Consider the following 14,452-nt stretch of genomic DNA (forward strand, 5'->3'; position numbering starts at 1 on the left):
CGCGTCCTACGGATGGAGCGGCGGCAGCTGCTCGCGGAAAAACGCGTTGTACTTGGGATCGTTGTACCGCTCGTACTCGATCGCGAACGGGGTCAGCTGGCTGACGCCGCCCTTGTACCGGATGGTGAGGGCCATGGGCGTGACCTCGCGGTAGTTGCTGGTCAGCGGCAGGTCATCGTTGGTCTTCCCGCCCGCGGAGAACAGGGTCAGCAGCACCCCGTCGGGGTCGTCGTGCACGACGCGGAAGCCCTCCGGGACGCGCTCGTGGCCGCGGATCAGCGTGGTACAGCCGAGCTTCTGCATGAAGCTCTTGAACTGCCGCTTGCCGAAGGGGAAGCGCGCCGTGGACTTCTGGAGCTCCGCGGGGATCGCGTCGACCTCGCTGGGGTCGCTCCAGAGCATCTGGAACCGGATCTCGGGGTCGTTGAGCGAGGACACCGACGTCCACCGGGCGGCGATGGTCTCGTCGCGCGGGATCCCCGCGTGGACGAAGAGGATCCGGTCGAAGACCAGCATGTTGGGGAGCGCCTCGAAGAGGCGCATGTAGGCGGCGAACACCTCGTTGGGCGCGATGGCCGCGAGCGAGCTCATCGCCTCGGAGGGCCGCACCGGCGCGAGGACGCGGCCGTTCAGCTCGACGTAGTACTCGTGGTTGCCGCGCAGCACGAAGACGCTCTCGGGCGCGGCGAGGAAGAGCTGCATCACCGTGCGCAGGATGCCGTTGTAGCTGAACCTGCCGCGATCGATGTAGTCGCCGAGGAACACCAGCATCATCCGCGGGTTGTTCGCGGGGTCGTCTCGATGGGCCTGCACCTTGGCGAAGAAATCGGCCTGCATCAGCGCCCCCTTGAGGCACGAGTAGCAGCCGTGCAGATCGCCGATGACCAGGAGCTCGACGTCCTCGGCGGGGTCGGGCGAGGCGACGTAGACGTGGCCGTCGAGGAAGGGAGCCTGCCCGGCGAAGCCCGCGAAATCCGCCGCGCCGTCGAGCCGGCCCGCGCCGCGCGCGCGCTGCTCCTCGAGCTTCGCCTCGAACCTGCGCATCAGGTCCATGTCGACCTTGGCCTGCTCCGCGAACGTGGCTGCGTCGCTGGCGTAGTCCCACTCGAACGCCTTGAAGAACGGGTGATCGACCTCGCGCGCCTGCTTGCGCGTGGCCGGGTCGATCACCACCGCGCCCTGCTCGATCGTCTCGATGTCCACGTCGTCGATCTCGATCGGGGACGCCGACAGGAGCGACGAGAGCTCGTCGCGGAACCGCTGCTCGTTCGGGTGGACGACGCCGTCGGCGAGCATGAGCTCGTCGACGGTCGCGAGCAGCGCCTTCCGGTTGTCGTCGTCGAAGCCGTCGAGGAGCTCGAAGCAGCGGAGCTTGATCTTGGAGAGGACGAAGTCCTTCGGGTCCTCTCCCTCGGCGACGCTCTCGGTGAAATGGCTCTGGATCTGGTGGTCGATCTCGGAGAAGACCTCGTGGAAGTGGCTGGTCCACCGGCCGACGACGTCCTGGTTCTCCTGGGCCTCGCCGGCGAGGGCGTCGCGCGCGCGCTGCCGGACGAGGTCGTGGATGTAGCCGCGGATGAAGGACTTCTCGGTCGGATCGAGCTCGCCGTCGATGTACCCGAACCCGGTGAGGTAGTAGATGATGGCGTGCATCTGCTGCTCTGCGACGCGCGGATCCGGGCTGAACGACATCATCAGGCAGCTCTCCTCTTCGCGATGGTGCCCCAGGGTAGCGCAAGACGGGCGCGCGGCGGCGGCGAGCGCGCCTCACGGCCGCGCGGGCGAGCGCGCGTCGCGGCCACGGCGGCGAGCCCACATCACGGCCGCGCGGGCGGCCCTGCGCGCCCGACGAAGGCGCGGATCCGCGCGCGGTCAGCCTCGGACAGCGCGTATCCCGGGGGCGGCATATTCCGCTCGTCCACGACCCGGCGCGCGATGGCCTCGCGGAGCGAGGCCCACGCCGCGGGCGTGGAGAGGTCGACGCCGCCCTCGCCGCGCGGGCGGTGGCAGCGCGCGCACGCGCGGGCGAACACGGGCGCGATCTCGCCCCAGGCGGTCCCGTCGTCGTCCTCTGCGGCGAAGCGCCGGAGGGCGCCCGACGCGAGCAGCCACACGTCGCCGCTCGGCGAGCCGACGAGCCTGCCGCCCTGCGGGAGGCGCGCGCCGCGGGTCTCGCGCGCGCCGGCCTGCTCGAGCACGCCGAGCTCGTCGCCGTCGACGAACCACGCGCGGTCGCCGGAGACGGCGAGCCCGTGGAGCGCGGCGCGCGCCCGGAACCGGAGGCGCAGGACGCCGGCGCCGTCCTCCGCGTAGAGCGCATCGGGCGTCGCCGCGAGCAGCGCGCCCGCGCCCGTCAGGGCGAGCAGCGGCGCGGCGCCGTCCGCCGGGAGCGGGTACGATCGCAGCGCCCTCGTGGCGACGTCGAGGGCGCCGAGCCCATCGCCCCCGGCCGAGAAGGCCACGCGCCCGGCCCCCGCCGCGAGCGTCGTGAGCGGGCCGGTCGCGTAGCGCGTGACGGTCTCGCCGTCCGCCACCGCGATCTCGCGGTCCAGCGCGAAGGTGGCGCCGCCCTCGCCGAGGCCGATCGCGGACCGCACCGCGGCGCGGTCGAGGCCGTAGCGATCGGAGACGACCTCGAAGGCCCCCTGGCCCGGGAGCCGCAGCAGCCGGCCCTCGGCGTCGACGCCGACGATCCACGTGCCGTAGCCGTCGGGCGCGGGCAGGGCCGCAGCGCTCACCCAGCGGTGGGGCGTGCGCTCCACCCTGGCGAGCGCGCCGTTCACGAAGACGGCCGCGGCGCCGTCGTGGAACACCACGACGCGGCGCCCGTCGTCGGCGACCGCGCGCACCGGGCCGAGCGCCCCCGGGGACGGCCACGCGACCTCGCGCACGACGAGCGGCGGGAGGGGCGCCGCGGCCTGCGCCGCGCATCCGGCGAGCGAGAGCGCCAGCGCGCAGGACGAGAGCGACAGCGCGGCGGCGGACGCCGCTCGGCGGAGGAGCGTCACGGCGACCGGAGCAGCTCGGGCACCACCTCGCCGTCGCGCAGGTGCTCGCGCGGGGAGATGCCGAAGGCGAACAGGAAGGTGGCGAGCAGATCCGGCGGGGCGATCGGCCGCGGCCCGCCCTGGAACGTCTTCGCCGGGGCCGGCAGGAGCTGCTCGGCGTCGGTCTTGCCGAACGCGAAGCTGCCGCGGAAGCGCGGGGAGATCACCATGGCGGAGTTGTTGGGGTAGTGGTCGCGGCCCATCGCCGTGTTGAGCTGGGGCGTGCGGCAGAAGTCGCTCGTCACGAGGATGTGGGTGTGATCCGAGAGCTTCTTGCCGGCCCGGGTCGGGTGCGGGGTCTTGTCGAGCGAGCCGAGGAGGGCGGCGATCAGGTCGAAGAGCTCCTGCTGGGTGGCCGCGTGCTGGCGGTAGGTGCTCGTGTGCGTGTCGAACCCGCTGCTCGAGAAGCTCACGCAGCGGACCACGTTCCGCCGCATGGCCTCGATCGCGAACGCGGCGTTGACGGCCGCTTGCCTGGCGTAGCGGGCCGCGTGGTTGAACTCCGGGTGCGTCTGGATGAGCTTGCCCCTGGAGAACACCTCCTGGAGGCCTGAGCTCAGCATCTTGCCCAGCCCTTCCGCCTGGATGGCGAAGCCGCGCAGGGCGTCGGTGTGGCTGGATCGCGCGGCGAGGGATCTGGCCTCCTCGGAGAGGAGCGCGGTCACCGCGGCGCGGTCCTCGTCGGTGTCGTAGTGGCGCGCGCGGGAGAGCGAGCGGCTGAGGGTGCCGATCTCCCCGACCATGAGCGGGACGGCGCGCCGATCGAGGCGGTCGCCGACGAACGCCGAGGGGAACTGGACCGAGACGACGGGGAAGGTCTGGCTCGCGCCGAGCTCGCTCCCGCAGATCGCGTCGACGCTGGAGGCCAGGGTGCGGCCGCCGCTGAGGTGCCTTCCCGTGGTCGAGAACGCCGTGCCGTCGGGGTGGCTCACGGTGTTCATCGCCAGGCCGTTGAGGATGCACAGCCGGTCATGCATGTCCGCGAGGGCGCCAATGCCGGGGCCGAACACGAGGCTCGAGCCCCTGGGCGTGACCGGCGCGAAGCTCTTCGCGCCGCCGGCCGCGGGCGCGTCGACCCAGAGGCGGAGCCCCGCGGTGTCCGTGTTGTCGGTCGTCGCGGGGCTCACGAGGCCCCTGGCCTCGTTGCGAGGATCGGCCCAGAGCGTCACGTCCCAGCCGCCCGACGCGTGGATGAAGAGGAAGAACTCGTCCTCCGCGGCCTTGCCCTGCGCGGCGAGCGCGCGCGCCGGCAGGCCGAGGACGCCGGCGAGCGCCGCGCCCGCGGCGGCCTCGAGCAGCGCGCGGCGCGGGACGGCGAGGCGGCGGGGGCGGGGGTCGTGGCGAGGCATCGGGCGCGCTGCTCAGGATACCCCCCGCGGCCGCGCGCGCCCGCACGACATTGCCGTCGAACGCGACCGCCATCGCGAGCAGCGGCGCTACGCGGACGAGCTCATCGGGGATCTGGTCGTGACGCCGCCTCGACGTAGCGAGGTCGAGGTGCGCTCTGATGCCGCCTTGAGGTGGCGAAGCCGAGGTGCGCTCAATACCAGCTCGGAACGAAGCCGCGGTGCGCGAGCTGCTCGAGCACGAGGGCGACGCCGTCGTGCTCGTTGGAGCTCGTGACCTCGTCGGCGGCGGCGAGCACGTCGGGATGGGCGTTGGCCACGGCGACGCCGCGCCCGGCCCAGCCGAGCATCGGCAGGTCGTTGGGCATGTCGCCGAACGCGATCACCTGCGCCGCCGCAATGCCGTGCTCGGCGCAGTACGCCTCGAGCGCGAGCGCCTTGGTGACGCCAGCCGCGGCGACCTCGACGAAGTTCGAGCCCGAGTGCGTGACGCTCGCGAGCGCGCCCGCGTGGGCGCGCGTGACTTCCAGCAGGTCCTCGAGCGGCCAGCCCGCGTGCTGGACGATCAGCTTGGTGACGCCTTCCCTGCACAGCGCGACCGCATCGTCCCGCCGCATCCGCGGGTCGTCGCGATCGTTCGGATGTTCGCCGGGGATCACATAGCCGCGCTCGCACCCGTACTGGATCCCCGCCTCGACGGCGAAGGCGACGCCGGGTACAGCGGCGCGCAGGCTCTCGATGAGCACCGACGCGGAGGCAGCCGACAGCAGGTTCTGCCGCAGCACGGCGTCGTTGGTCACGTCATAGACGAGCCCGCCGTTGCTGCAGATGGCCGTACCGCGCAGGCCTGTCTGAGCCGCGACCTGCCGCACGCGCCGGGGCGGCCGCGCGGTCACCGACTCTCGCCACGCAGGAGCCGGACGACGAGGTGCGCGCGGCGAGGGTCAGCCGATGATCCTGACAGCGATCCTGCTGCTCAGCTGCCGGAAACGATCGTCGTTCGTCCAGATCTGATCGCAGCCGTGGTGGACGGCGCACGCTGCATGAAGAGCATCGGGGGTCTTCAGCCCGTGTAGCGCTCGAAGCGTGGTCGCGAGGTCGAAGACTTCCGGGGAGAGCGGCAAGAGTTCGAAGGCGGAGAGCATGCCCTCGTACATCGCTCGCAGGCCGCTATCATTCAACCGAACGGGTTTCACGAGGCATTCCAGTCGAACGAGAGGCGATATGTAGGCATCGCTCGATCCGAGCGAGAGCAGCGCGCGATCCGATGCACCCCTGTAGGGCTCCGCCCCCTCGACCCGATAGATGAGAACGCAAGAGTCCAGATAGATTCGACTCACGGTTCTCCCCAGCTGTCGCGCTCCGCGCTCAGCGCGGCATCAACCTGCTCCTTCGACAAGAGTCGCTCCGGGTTCTCTTCGCGCCACGCGTCGACGGCACGGCAAGCGGCCAAGAGCCTTTCATGGCGTCCACCCTCCATGGAGTGCGCGTCTCGCTTTTCGTGAATCAGCACGATGATCTCGGCTTCTCCCTCCGGCACATCCTCTGGAAGGTCGATCTCGACGTGTCGCGACTTGGGAACGCGGACAATGAGCTTGTGTGCGTGCATGGCCCTTCGTGGAGCATACGTCGACGCTCCATCCGGCGCCATCCTCGGCGTCAACCTCCAGCGGCGCCCCGAGCGTGCGGACGGGACAGCCTCCCGCGTGCCTGCTGAGGGTGCAAACCCGAGCCCGGGACGGTGCGGGCCCCGGAGCTGCTGGCCGCGCTCCCCGCTGGCCACGCTCCCCGGAGTTGCTGGGCACGCTCCTCGGCGCTGCTGCGCAACTTTCACATCCGCGGATAGCGGAGCGCCCGCCGGTGGAGGTGTCCGTCAACCCGGCGGTAGAGCGCTGCGACCTCCTTCGCACCGCCCGTCCAAGGGCCATCCTCCGCATGGGTGCGATCTCGAAAGGACGAGACGGCCATCGATGCGGGTGGGATGAGAAATTTCGTCGCCGAGATGCAATGCAACGCCAGATGCCTCTCGGCATCGCTCGCGCGCCGTGAACACTGGCCAGGCACACACGGAGGATGGTAGAGAGCGAGCGTGACGCTGGCGCGCGGTCACGTGCGTTGGCGCGCCCGAGGTGGAGCGTGCGAGGTCCTCGATCAGCATCCTGGCTTCCGTCGTGGGCAGTGTTGCTCCTCGTGCTGCTCGCGGCTGCTCCCGCGCGCGCGGAGGCGCCTCCGAAGCGCTCGCGAGCCGTCAAGGAGCTCATTCGCGAGGCCGGGGCGGCGCTGGACCGGCTCGACGTCGCGCGAGCCCGGGAGCTGTGGGGCGAGGTGTACGATATCGAGCGGTCGAACGTCGCGATGTGCAACATGGGGCAGCTCGACCTGCGGATGGGCCGCTGGGAGGAGGCTGTTGTGGAGCTCTCGCAGTGCGTCGAGCACATGCCGGCCCCGCGCACGGAGGTGGAGCGGCGCCTGTATGACCACCGGCACGCCGACCTCGCCCGGGCCCGGCGGCGCGTGGGTGAGGTGGTCCTCATGCCGCCGCCCGGCGTCGTGGGCATGTTCGTGAACGGCCGGGGGGTGAAGGACGGCAGCCGCGTCTACGTGAGGCCTGGCCAGCACGAGGTGATGGCCGTCGGGCAGGAGGGGCAGGTCGCGCGTGCGGGTGTGAAGGTGGAGGCGGGCGAGTCGAAGGCGGTGCCGCTCACGTTCGACAAGCCGGCACAAGCGCCGGAGGACCGCGCGCAGCCGCCGAAGGACCACGCTCAGCCGCCGAAAGGGGCTTCCGGGCTTGGAGCGCCCGGGCCTGCGGCGCCAAAAGGGTCGCCGCAGGGCGCAGGCCGGCCCGGGCCGGACCTCCGGATCGTCACGACGGGCGCGGTGGCCTCGGTCGGGTTCTTGGTGGCAGGCACCGTGTCCCTGCAGAGCGCGCAGGGGTACGGGCAGGAGGCGACGGCGGCTCGACATCACGCCCGGGTGATGGGCGCGGTCGACCCCGCATTTCAACCCGACTACAACGAGATGGTCGATGCTGCCGCAAACGAGAAGCTGATGCGTCTCCTGGGTACCAGCGCGTTGATCGCTGGGGCGGCAGCAGGCGCGGCCACCCTCGTGTACGTCTGGTTGCCGAACGACGCGCAGATTCGAGTGACGGCGCACGGCGCGGAGGTTCGCGTTCGATGGTGAGCGTCGGCGATGTCGCTTTGGACCATCAGCGCGTGAGCATGCCGACGCTGGCACGGAGGCCTTTCTGATGCGGCGTCCGATGTTGCTGTTCGTCTCCGCGATAACGCTGCTCGCGTGCGAAGACGAGTGGTTTGTGCCGCTGCTTCCGCCACCGGCCGATTCGGCTCCAGTGCTGTGGATGTGGGTAGGTGCGGAGGACGATGCACCTCCCTGTATCGACGGCCAGCCACCGAAGTGGGAAGGCTGGATGGTTGACGCGCCTAAGGGGCTGCCGGACACGTGCGATGCGTGCGAATGCGGTCCGGCGGCGTGCGAGCTGCCCTCCACGGTCATGGCGAACGCGATGACCTGCCCAGGCGGAAGCACCTCGATCGCGCTCGACGCCGGAGCGGGATGGGATGGGACGTGCGCTGCGCTCCCGTCGCCCGTCCAGCCGGACGATTTCGCGTCCGTCGTCCACGAGCCGCCGACACTCTCGCCGTGCACCCCCTCGGCGACATTCGAGCCGCCGCCCGTTCCTGCAAGGTTCGTCCGGGTGTGCGCCGGCAACACGACGCAGGAACCGCCGGGGTTCATCCCCTGCATGCAGGCCAGCAGCGAGGGGACCTGCAGGCGTGGCCTGACACGACACGAGTTCTTCGAACAGCTGATCGACAACCGCGCCTGCGCTCCGTGCGAGTGTGGTCCCCCAGCGGGGGGCAGGTGCGTCGCCGACGTCGGCTTGTATGGGGACAGCGCATGCAGCGACCGCCTGGACGCGGGGCTCCCTGTCGGCCTCGGGGAGACGGCCTGCGCGGACATCACCTCGCCCCTCCCGCTCAGCGCGATGCGCGCCACGCTCATGGAGGAAGAGCCAGGCGCCTGCTCCCCGAGCGTCGCTGCCGTGCTTGGCACCCTGGAGCGACGCGAGCCGCACATCGTATGTTCCTATTCCGAGATCTGGTGGGACACCCCGTGAGGCGGATGACGATGTCCATGTCGAGCGCGCGGCTCACGCTCCTGGCCGTGCTGTCGCTGCCAGCGATGGCGTGCGCCAACCATCCGGACATCGCCGGGAAGGCGGTCGTCGCCCTCGACGGTGAAACCCTGAGCTACGATACCGGCGATGATGGACGGAGGTTCGTGAAAACAGGGGAGAGGTGGTCGACGGGGTGCTACCTGAAAGACTCCTTGCCGGAGATGTCCCTGGACCGCGCGCGCGACGACGACCCGCCGATCAGCTCAATTGTATTGCTCGTCAAGCGCGAGGATGACGACGGCGAGCCTCTACCGAATGTCACGATGCACACAGGAGAGGATTTCTACGATGGCTTTTGCCACGTCGTAGCGACGATCGGCAGCGACCCGCGCGAGGTGGAGTTCTCGACGGGCGATTGCGAGCTGCAGCGGGCCCTCGACGGCCATCCCGCGCTGCTGGTATCCGCTCTGTTTCACGTCAAGGAGTGCGACGAGTAGGTCACGGCCGGCGCGGCCGGAGCCACGCGCGGCGCCGGCCGCGCCGTGGGCCCGCTGAGAGTACCCCTAATACAGGTGAAACTCCGGGTGCCGCACGAGTCCGTAACAGACGGCCGCCCACCCTGCCTCCTCCGGCGAGAACCGCGACTTCGCCGCGCCCTTCGCGCGGTGCCGCGCGACCGTCCCCTCGTACAGCGCGAAGAACTTCCCCTGCCGGTCCGGCGGCCCGAGCCGCGACGGGTAGCTCAGGAACGTCCGGTGCAGCACGTCGAAGCGCGGGGCGAACGTCGCCTCGTCCGGGTCCTGCGCGGGCAGATCGAACGCGAAGATCAGCCGCCGCTCGATGGGGACGCGCTCCTTCGCCTTGAGATCGTGCTCCAGGGCGCGGTCGCAGAGCGCGATCCCGAGCCGCTCGAACGCCGCCAGCATGAGCGCGTTGGTCTGCGTGGCGCGCGGGAGATCCAGGCCGTAATCCGGGAGCCCGAGCGCCGCGAGGTAGTCTCCCCAGGTGTCGAACAGCGCCGCCTTGTCGTCCCCCCGCGCGCGGCGCTCGACCTCGGCGGGCGCGAGGCCGCCGAAGAGCCGGAGATACGTCCTCAGGTACGCCTCGGCAGGGATAAGCCGCAGATCCTCCCTCGGAGCCCGGCTCTGCGCGACGCGCCCCGTCTCCCGGAGCGGCGCTGCAGGCCGCGGCGCGATCGCCTCCGGCGGGCCGCACGCGCCGGCCAGCGCGGCCACCGCGGCCACGCCAGCGAGGGCGAAGGCCCCCGTCCGCCCGGGCGCCCTCCCCCGGCCCTGCATCACCGCGCTCCCTCGCCGCGCGTCGCGCCGCCCCGCTCCGCCCCGCCCTTCGCCGCCCCGCCCCGCTCCAGCGCAGGCCGCACGTTGCTCGCGCGCGCATACGCCGGCGAGCGGACGATCGCCTCGACCAGCGGCCGCATCCGGTAGCCGCGCGACACGAACCGCTCGCGCAGCGCGCCGAGCAGCGCCTCGTCCTCCTCGCGCAGCGGCCGCCCCAGGAACGACTCGGTGACGCGCTCGACCGCGCACGACGCGAACTCGGGCAACCGCGTGAGATCGGCCGCGGCGCCGGCCGGGCCGCGCTCGGCGTGATCCGCCGAGGCATAGGCGCCCCGCAGCACGCCGCGCTCCCGGCTCGAGAACACAGGGTCGTAGAAGCGCTGGCACGATTGCCCCGTCTTCCCCTCCGCGTTCAGCTTGCACACCGGGTTCTCGATCGGGAACCTCTCGGCCGGCAGATAGGTCCACGTCGTCTCCTCGACCCGCGTGAAATACGCCGCGAGCGGCTCCAGCGTCGCATGACAGCTCGCGCAGCCCGGCCGGACCATCAGGTCGGGCTCCTCCGACGGCGGGAGCTCCGCGTGCTCGGCCGTGAAGCTCTTGCACAGGAACGCGCTGTAGAGCGCCGCCGCCCGCGCGCGGCGCGAGGAATACTTCGTGAGGAACACCGGCGTCGTGAGGATCCCCGCCGCGCGCGGCCCGCGATCGGGGATGAACGTCCAGGTCGAGACGTCGTGCGGCGCGACGACCGGCGGCACCGCGCCCGGCAAGAACAGGGGCGCCTCGTCCTCGCGCATCCCATACGACGGATGCAGCGAGCAGCACGCCGCAGGCGCGCTCGACCGGTAAAACTGCGCGAGCGGCCCGTTGATGAACGTATAACGACCGGTGAGGATCTCCCGGAAATCGCGATCCGCCGCGAAGACGTGATTCATCGTATGAATCGCCTCCTGCGACCACCAGAACTTGTTCCAGCCGCTGATCGTGTGCGGCGCGGAGCCGATGGGATCCTGGATGCCGAGCGGGGTATTCGCCGGCAGCACGAAGCTGCGCGGATCCCTGCCTGAGCTGTCGGCGGGCAAGCAATGCTCGAGGCCGATGCCGCAGCCGCAATCGACGCTCATCACGGGCGCGAGCGCGCTCCGGCACGAGATCGGCTCGCCCCGGTGCGCCTTCGCATAACGATCCTCGCGCACCGGCGGGCGCGCGCGGCCCGGCGGCGGCGGAGCCCCCTTCGGCGGCGGGGGGATGTCGCTCGCATAGATGTGGCCGACCTCGGCGGTCTGCGCCTCTTCCTTGCAGACCCGGACCTCGACGGTCGGCGTCTTGCCGTCCGGCTCGACAAGGAGCTGCGGCAGCGGGACATAGGCGCTGTCCGGGTCCTTCCACCCGTCGCCATAACGCTGCGTCGGGACGACGGAGAGGTAATCGCGATAGAGCCAGTAGGGGCGCACGAGCGTCGTCCGCTCGTCGAGCAGCTTCTGGGAGATGCGGGCGGGCGTCCCCTTGATGGGCGCGTAGGCCGCCACCCCGAGCCCGCTCTCGGCGTCGGAGAAGCAGAACTCGCCGTCGATCACCGGGTTCAGGCGCCGCTGGTTGACGCGGTAATAGACATAGAGCGGCTTGCCCTCCGGGCCGAGCACCTCCACCCGGCGGAGCGTCGTCGCGGGCGGCGTGAACAGCCCCGCCGGGCCGAGCTCTAGCCGCAGGACATCCATGTAGATGCGCGTGAGCCGCTCGGCATACCCCGGGCCGTCGAGGTGGCGCTCTATCCAGGCGTCCAGATCGAAGCCCGGCGACTCGATCTCGGCGAGCTCGTCGCGCGTCGGGAGCCGCCCCTTCAGGTCGAGGGAGAGCGCCCGGAAATACCGGTACTGCTCCAGCGTCGGTGCGGCGGCGGACGGCGGCGCGAACGAGGCCGCGGCCGCCGCCGCGAGCGGCGCCGCCACGGCCAGCGCGCGCAGCGCCCTCCCCTTCATGCGTCGACCTCCTCCGCGGCGGGCGGCGGGGCTTCCTCGCCGGGGAGCACCCCGGCCATCAGCATCCCGAGCTCCGTCCGCGATACCGTGCCCGCGTCCCGCGTCGCCACGATCTCGCCCCGGTACATGACCGCGATCCTGTCCGACAGCGCCAGGATCTCGTCGAGCTCCGCCGACACGAGCAGCACCGCCGCCCCCGCGTCGCGCGCCGCCACGATCTCGCGGTGGATGTGCTCGATCGACCCGACGTCCACGCCCCGGGTCGGCTGGCTGGCCACGAGCAGCTCCACCGGGCGGCTCATCTCCCGGGCGAGGATCACCTTCTGCTGGTTGCCGCCCGACAGCGCGGAGACGGGCGTCCCCGGGCCGGGCGCGCGGATGTCAAAGGTCTTTATCAACCGTTTCGCGTTCTCCTCGCGGGCGTCGTCGCGGAGCACGCCCCGCACGGCGAATGGAGCCTTGTAGTAGGTGCACAGCACGAGGTTGTCCGCGATCGCGTACGAGAGCACGAGCCCGTGGCGCTGGCGGTCCTCGGGCACGTGCGAGACGCCGCGCTCGATCAGGGCGCGGGGCAGCGCGCCGGTGACGTCGCGGCCCCGGAGGAGCACGCGCCCGGCGCGGGGCGGCGAGAGGCCGGTGATGGCCTCGCAGAGCTCGGTCTGGCCGTTGCCCTGCACGCCGGCGATCCCCAGGATCTCGCCCGCGCGCACCGAGAAGCTCACCTCGCGCACCACGTCGGCGCCCGATCCGCGGCGGCCCGCGACGCCGAGGCGCTGCACATCGAGCACGACGTCCTTGGGGCTCGCCGGGGCCTTGCTCACCTGGAGCGCCACCTCGCGGCCCACCATCATCGCCGCCAGGCCGCGCTCGTCCGTCTCCGCCGGGATCGCGGCGCCCACCACACGCCCGGCGCGCATGACCGTCACCCGGTCCGCGACAGCGAGCACCTCCCTGAGCTTGTGCGTGATGAACAGGACCGAGACCCCCCGCGCCGTCAGCCCCCGCAGCACGCGGAACAGCTCGTCCGCCTCCTGGGGGGTGAGCACGGCCGTGGGCTCGTCGAGGATCAGGATCTCCGCCTTCCGGTAAAGAGCCTTGAGGATCTCCACCCGCTGCTGCACGCCGACCGGGAGATCCTCCACCCGGGCGTCGGGATCGACGTCCAGCCCGTGACGCGCCGAGAGCTCGCGGACCTCGGCGCTCGCGCGCCGGCGGTCGAGCAGGGCGCCGCGCACGGGCTCCGCGCCGAGCACGACGTTCTCGGCGACCGTGAACACCGGGATCAGCATGAAGTGCTGGTGCACCATGCCGATCCCGAGCGCGATCGCGTCGATCGGCGAGCGCAGCGCGACCGGGCGCCCGCTCCGGAGGAGCGACCCCTCGTCCGGGCGCAAGAGCCCGTAGAGGATGTTCATCAGGGTCGACTTGCCGGCGCCGTTCTCCCCGAGCAGGGCGTGGATCTCGCCCTTTCGGAGGTCGAGATCGACCTTGTCGTTCGCCAGGACGCCGGAGAACCGCCGGGTGATCCCCCGGGCCTCGAGGACGGCCGTCACCGCCGCCCCTCCCGCTCGTACGGCAGGCCGTCGGCGGCCGGCGGCGTGGTCTTGCCGATGACGCCGGTCAAAAGCAGCAGCGTCAGGAGATAGGGCACCAGCCCGACGACCGACGATTGCTGCAGGAACGACCACGACGGCGGGATCTGGTCGCGGAAGAGCTGCAGGTTGATCTGGAACGCCTGCGCCGCGCCGAAGACGAGCGCCGCGGCCCACGAGCCGAACGGCGTCCAGTCGCCGAAGATCATCGCCGCGAGCGAGATGAAGCCGCGCCCGTTCGTCATCAGCGGCTCGAAGGACGGCACCGACTCCAGCGTGAAATACGCCCCGCCGAGCCCGGCGATCGCACCGCCGATCACGACGTTCACGTAGCGCACGCGGGCCACGTCGATCCCGACCGTCGCGGCCGCGCGGGGGTGCTCGCCCACGGCGCGCGCGCGCAGGCCCCACCGCGTGCGGAAGAGCACGAGGTGCGTCAGCGCGACCAGCGCGATGGCGGCGACGGCGATCGGCTGCTGCTCGAACACGGGGCCCACGACCGGGATGTCCGCGAGCAGCGGGACGCTGATGCGCGGAAGGACGCCCGGCGCGTGAGGCACCTGCCCGCCGAACACGCTGCCCGACCCGAAGAAGAGCTGGCGGTTGAAGAAGCCGGTGAGCCCCACGGCGAGCAAGTTGATCACCGTCCCCGCGAGGATCTGGTCCACCGAGAAGGTCACCGCAAGCGCGGCCAGCAAGAGCCCCAGCGCGGCGCCGGTGGCGACCGCGATCACGACGCCGAGCAGCAGGCTCGGCAGCGGCGGGAAGCCCAGGATCGAGCTCGCGTAGATCGACCCGAACCAGCCCGAGAACGCCGCCGCGAGCATCATGCCCTCGATGCCGAGGTTGACGACCCCGGAGCGCTCGCAGAAGACGCCCGAGAGGGCGCCCAGGGTGAGCGGGGTGGCGACGGCCAGCGTCGTGGCCGCCATGCTGGCCACGATCGTCAGCGGCGGCACCTGCGACGCGCCGACCAGCGTCACGACGAGGACCAGCACGCCCACGACCACCGCGATGAATGCGTAGCGTCGATAGCCCATCTTCGTCCT

At 71.4% G+C, this 14,452-nt stretch carries 13 protein-coding genes; 3 read left to right on the forward strand and 10 right to left on the reverse strand.

Translation table 11 applies throughout. From position 1 onward, the window contains the following. Nucleotides 1–6: 6 nt before the first annotated feature. The 6 genes from WMF46_RS41560 to WMF46_RS41585 form a co-directional block, all read right to left on the reverse strand. Nucleotides 7–1,695 (reverse strand): metallophosphoesterase family protein, encoded by a 1,689-nt coding sequence (locus WMF46_RS41560; RefSeq protein ID WP_437982295.1) that lies wholly within the window; start codon nucleotides 1,693–1,695, stop codon nucleotides 7–9. Nucleotides 1,696–1,817: 122 nt separating this feature from the next. Next, on the reverse strand, nucleotides 1,818–3,008 hold the full coding sequence (locus WMF46_RS41565; RefSeq protein WP_437982296.1) for a c-type cytochrome: 1,191 nt from the start codon (nucleotides 3,006–3,008) through the stop codon (nucleotides 1,818–1,820). After that, nucleotides 3,005–4,396, reverse strand: a complete 1,392-nt coding sequence (locus WMF46_RS41570) for a DUF1501 domain-containing protein (RefSeq protein WP_437982297.1) — start codon at nucleotides 4,394–4,396, stop codon at nucleotides 3,005–3,007. The genes WMF46_RS41565 and WMF46_RS41570 overlap by 4 nt, the downstream gene beginning before the upstream one ends. Nucleotides 4,397–4,587: 191 nt before the next feature. Beyond that, on the reverse strand, nucleotides 4,588–5,289 hold the full coding sequence (locus WMF46_RS41575; RefSeq protein ID WP_437982298.1) for an HAD family hydrolase: 702 nt from the start codon (nucleotides 5,287–5,289) through the stop codon (nucleotides 4,588–4,590). A 48-nt stretch (nucleotides 5,290–5,337) separates the two neighbouring features. Continuing rightward, the gene (locus WMF46_RS41580) at nucleotides 5,338–5,733 is read right to left on the reverse strand and encodes a type II toxin-antitoxin system VapC family toxin (RefSeq protein WP_437712213.1); all 396 of its coding nucleotides are present in this window, start codon (nucleotides 5,731–5,733) and stop codon (nucleotides 5,338–5,340) included. Beyond that, the gene (locus WMF46_RS41585; RefSeq protein WP_437982299.1) at nucleotides 5,730–6,002 is read right to left on the reverse strand and encodes a hypothetical protein; all 273 of its coding nucleotides are present in this window, start codon (nucleotides 6,000–6,002) and stop codon (nucleotides 5,730–5,732) included. The genes WMF46_RS41580 and WMF46_RS41585 overlap by 4 nt, the downstream gene beginning before the upstream one ends. Before the next feature lie 569 nt (nucleotides 6,003–6,571). Between WMF46_RS41585 and WMF46_RS41590 the strand changes: the two genes are divergently transcribed. The 3 genes from WMF46_RS41590 to WMF46_RS41600 all read left to right on the forward strand — a co-directional run bounded on the left by WMF46_RS41590 (nucleotide 6,572) and on the right by WMF46_RS41600 (nucleotide 9,031). Next, nucleotides 6,572–7,576 carry a tetratricopeptide repeat protein gene (locus WMF46_RS41590; RefSeq protein ID WP_437982300.1) on the forward strand — a complete coding sequence of 335 codons (1,005 nt, stop codon included), beginning with the start codon at nucleotides 6,572–6,574 and terminating at the stop codon, nucleotides 7,574–7,576. Between the two features lie 247 nt (nucleotides 7,577–7,823). Next, nucleotides 7,824–8,534, forward strand: a complete 711-nt coding sequence (locus tag WMF46_RS41595) for a hypothetical protein (RefSeq protein ID WP_437982301.1) — start codon at nucleotides 7,824–7,826, stop codon at nucleotides 8,532–8,534. 17 nt (nucleotides 8,535–8,551) lie between these two features. Continuing rightward, nucleotides 8,552–9,031 (forward strand): hypothetical protein, encoded by a 480-nt coding sequence (locus WMF46_RS41600; protein ID WP_437982302.1) that lies wholly within the window; start codon nucleotides 8,552–8,554, stop codon nucleotides 9,029–9,031. Nucleotides 9,032–9,097: 66 nt separating this feature from the next. On the opposite strand, the gene WMF46_RS41605 is transcribed toward WMF46_RS41600, so the two are convergent. Genes WMF46_RS41605 through WMF46_RS41620 form a run of 4 tightly spaced genes read right to left on the reverse strand, consistent with a single transcriptional unit; the run spans nucleotide 9,098 to nucleotide 14,443 of the window. Continuing rightward, nucleotides 9,098–9,832 (reverse strand): hypothetical protein, encoded by a 735-nt coding sequence (locus WMF46_RS41605; RefSeq protein WP_437982303.1) that lies wholly within the window; start codon nucleotides 9,830–9,832, stop codon nucleotides 9,098–9,100. Next, on the reverse strand, nucleotides 9,832–11,811 hold the full coding sequence (locus WMF46_RS41610; RefSeq protein WP_437982304.1) for a DUF1585 domain-containing protein: 1,980 nt from the start codon (nucleotides 11,809–11,811) through the stop codon (nucleotides 9,832–9,834). The genes WMF46_RS41605 and WMF46_RS41610 overlap by 1 nt, the downstream gene beginning before the upstream one ends. Then, nucleotides 11,808–13,364, reverse strand: a complete 1,557-nt coding sequence (locus WMF46_RS41615) for an ABC transporter ATP-binding protein (protein ID WP_437982305.1) — start codon at nucleotides 13,362–13,364, stop codon at nucleotides 11,808–11,810. The genes WMF46_RS41610 and WMF46_RS41615 overlap by 4 nt, the downstream gene beginning before the upstream one ends. Beyond that, the gene (locus WMF46_RS41620) at nucleotides 13,361–14,443 is read right to left on the reverse strand and encodes an ABC transporter permease (protein WP_437982306.1); all 1,083 of its coding nucleotides are present in this window, start codon (nucleotides 14,441–14,443) and stop codon (nucleotides 13,361–13,363) included. Before WMF46_RS41620 ends, WMF46_RS41615 begins: the two co-directional genes overlap by 4 nt. Nucleotides 14,444–14,452: the final 9 nt, after the last annotated feature.

The organism is Sorangium sp. So ce117 (assembly GCF_051524395.1).
In the GTDB taxonomy this organism is placed as follows: domain Bacteria; phylum Myxococcota_A; class Polyangia; order Polyangiales; family Polyangiaceae; genus Sorangium; species Sorangium cellulosum_B.

Excerpts from the sequence above, each read along its gene's own strand:
- WMF46_RS41620 (WP_437982306.1), bottom strand. The coding sequence starts at position 14,443 with ATGGGCTATCGACGCTACGCATTCATCGCGGTGGTCGTGGGCGTGCTG.
- WMF46_RS41560 (WP_437982295.1), bottom strand. The coding sequence starts at position 1,695 with ATGATGTCGTTCAGCCCGGATCCGCGCGTCGCAGAGCAGCAGATGCAC.
- WMF46_RS41600 (WP_437982302.1), top strand. The coding sequence starts at position 8,552 with ATGTCGAGCGCGCGGCTCACGCTCCTGGCCGTGCTGTCGCTGCCAGCG.
- WMF46_RS41605 (WP_437982303.1), bottom strand. The coding sequence starts at position 9,832 with ATGCAGGGCCGGGGGAGGGCGCCCGGGCGGACGGGGGCCTTCGCCCTC.
- WMF46_RS41610 (WP_437982304.1), bottom strand. The coding sequence starts at position 11,811 with ATGAAGGGGAGGGCGCTGCGCGCGCTGGCCGTGGCGGCGCCGCTCGCG.
- WMF46_RS41570 (WP_437982297.1), bottom strand. The coding sequence starts at position 4,396 with ATGCCTCGCCACGACCCCCGCCCCCGCCGCCTCGCCGTCCCGCGCCGC.
- WMF46_RS41595 (WP_437982301.1), top strand. The coding sequence starts at position 7,824 with ATGGTTGACGCGCCTAAGGGGCTGCCGGACACGTGCGATGCGTGCGAA.
- WMF46_RS41585 (WP_437982299.1), bottom strand. The coding sequence starts at position 6,002 with ATGCACGCACACAAGCTCATTGTCCGCGTTCCCAAGTCGCGACACGTC.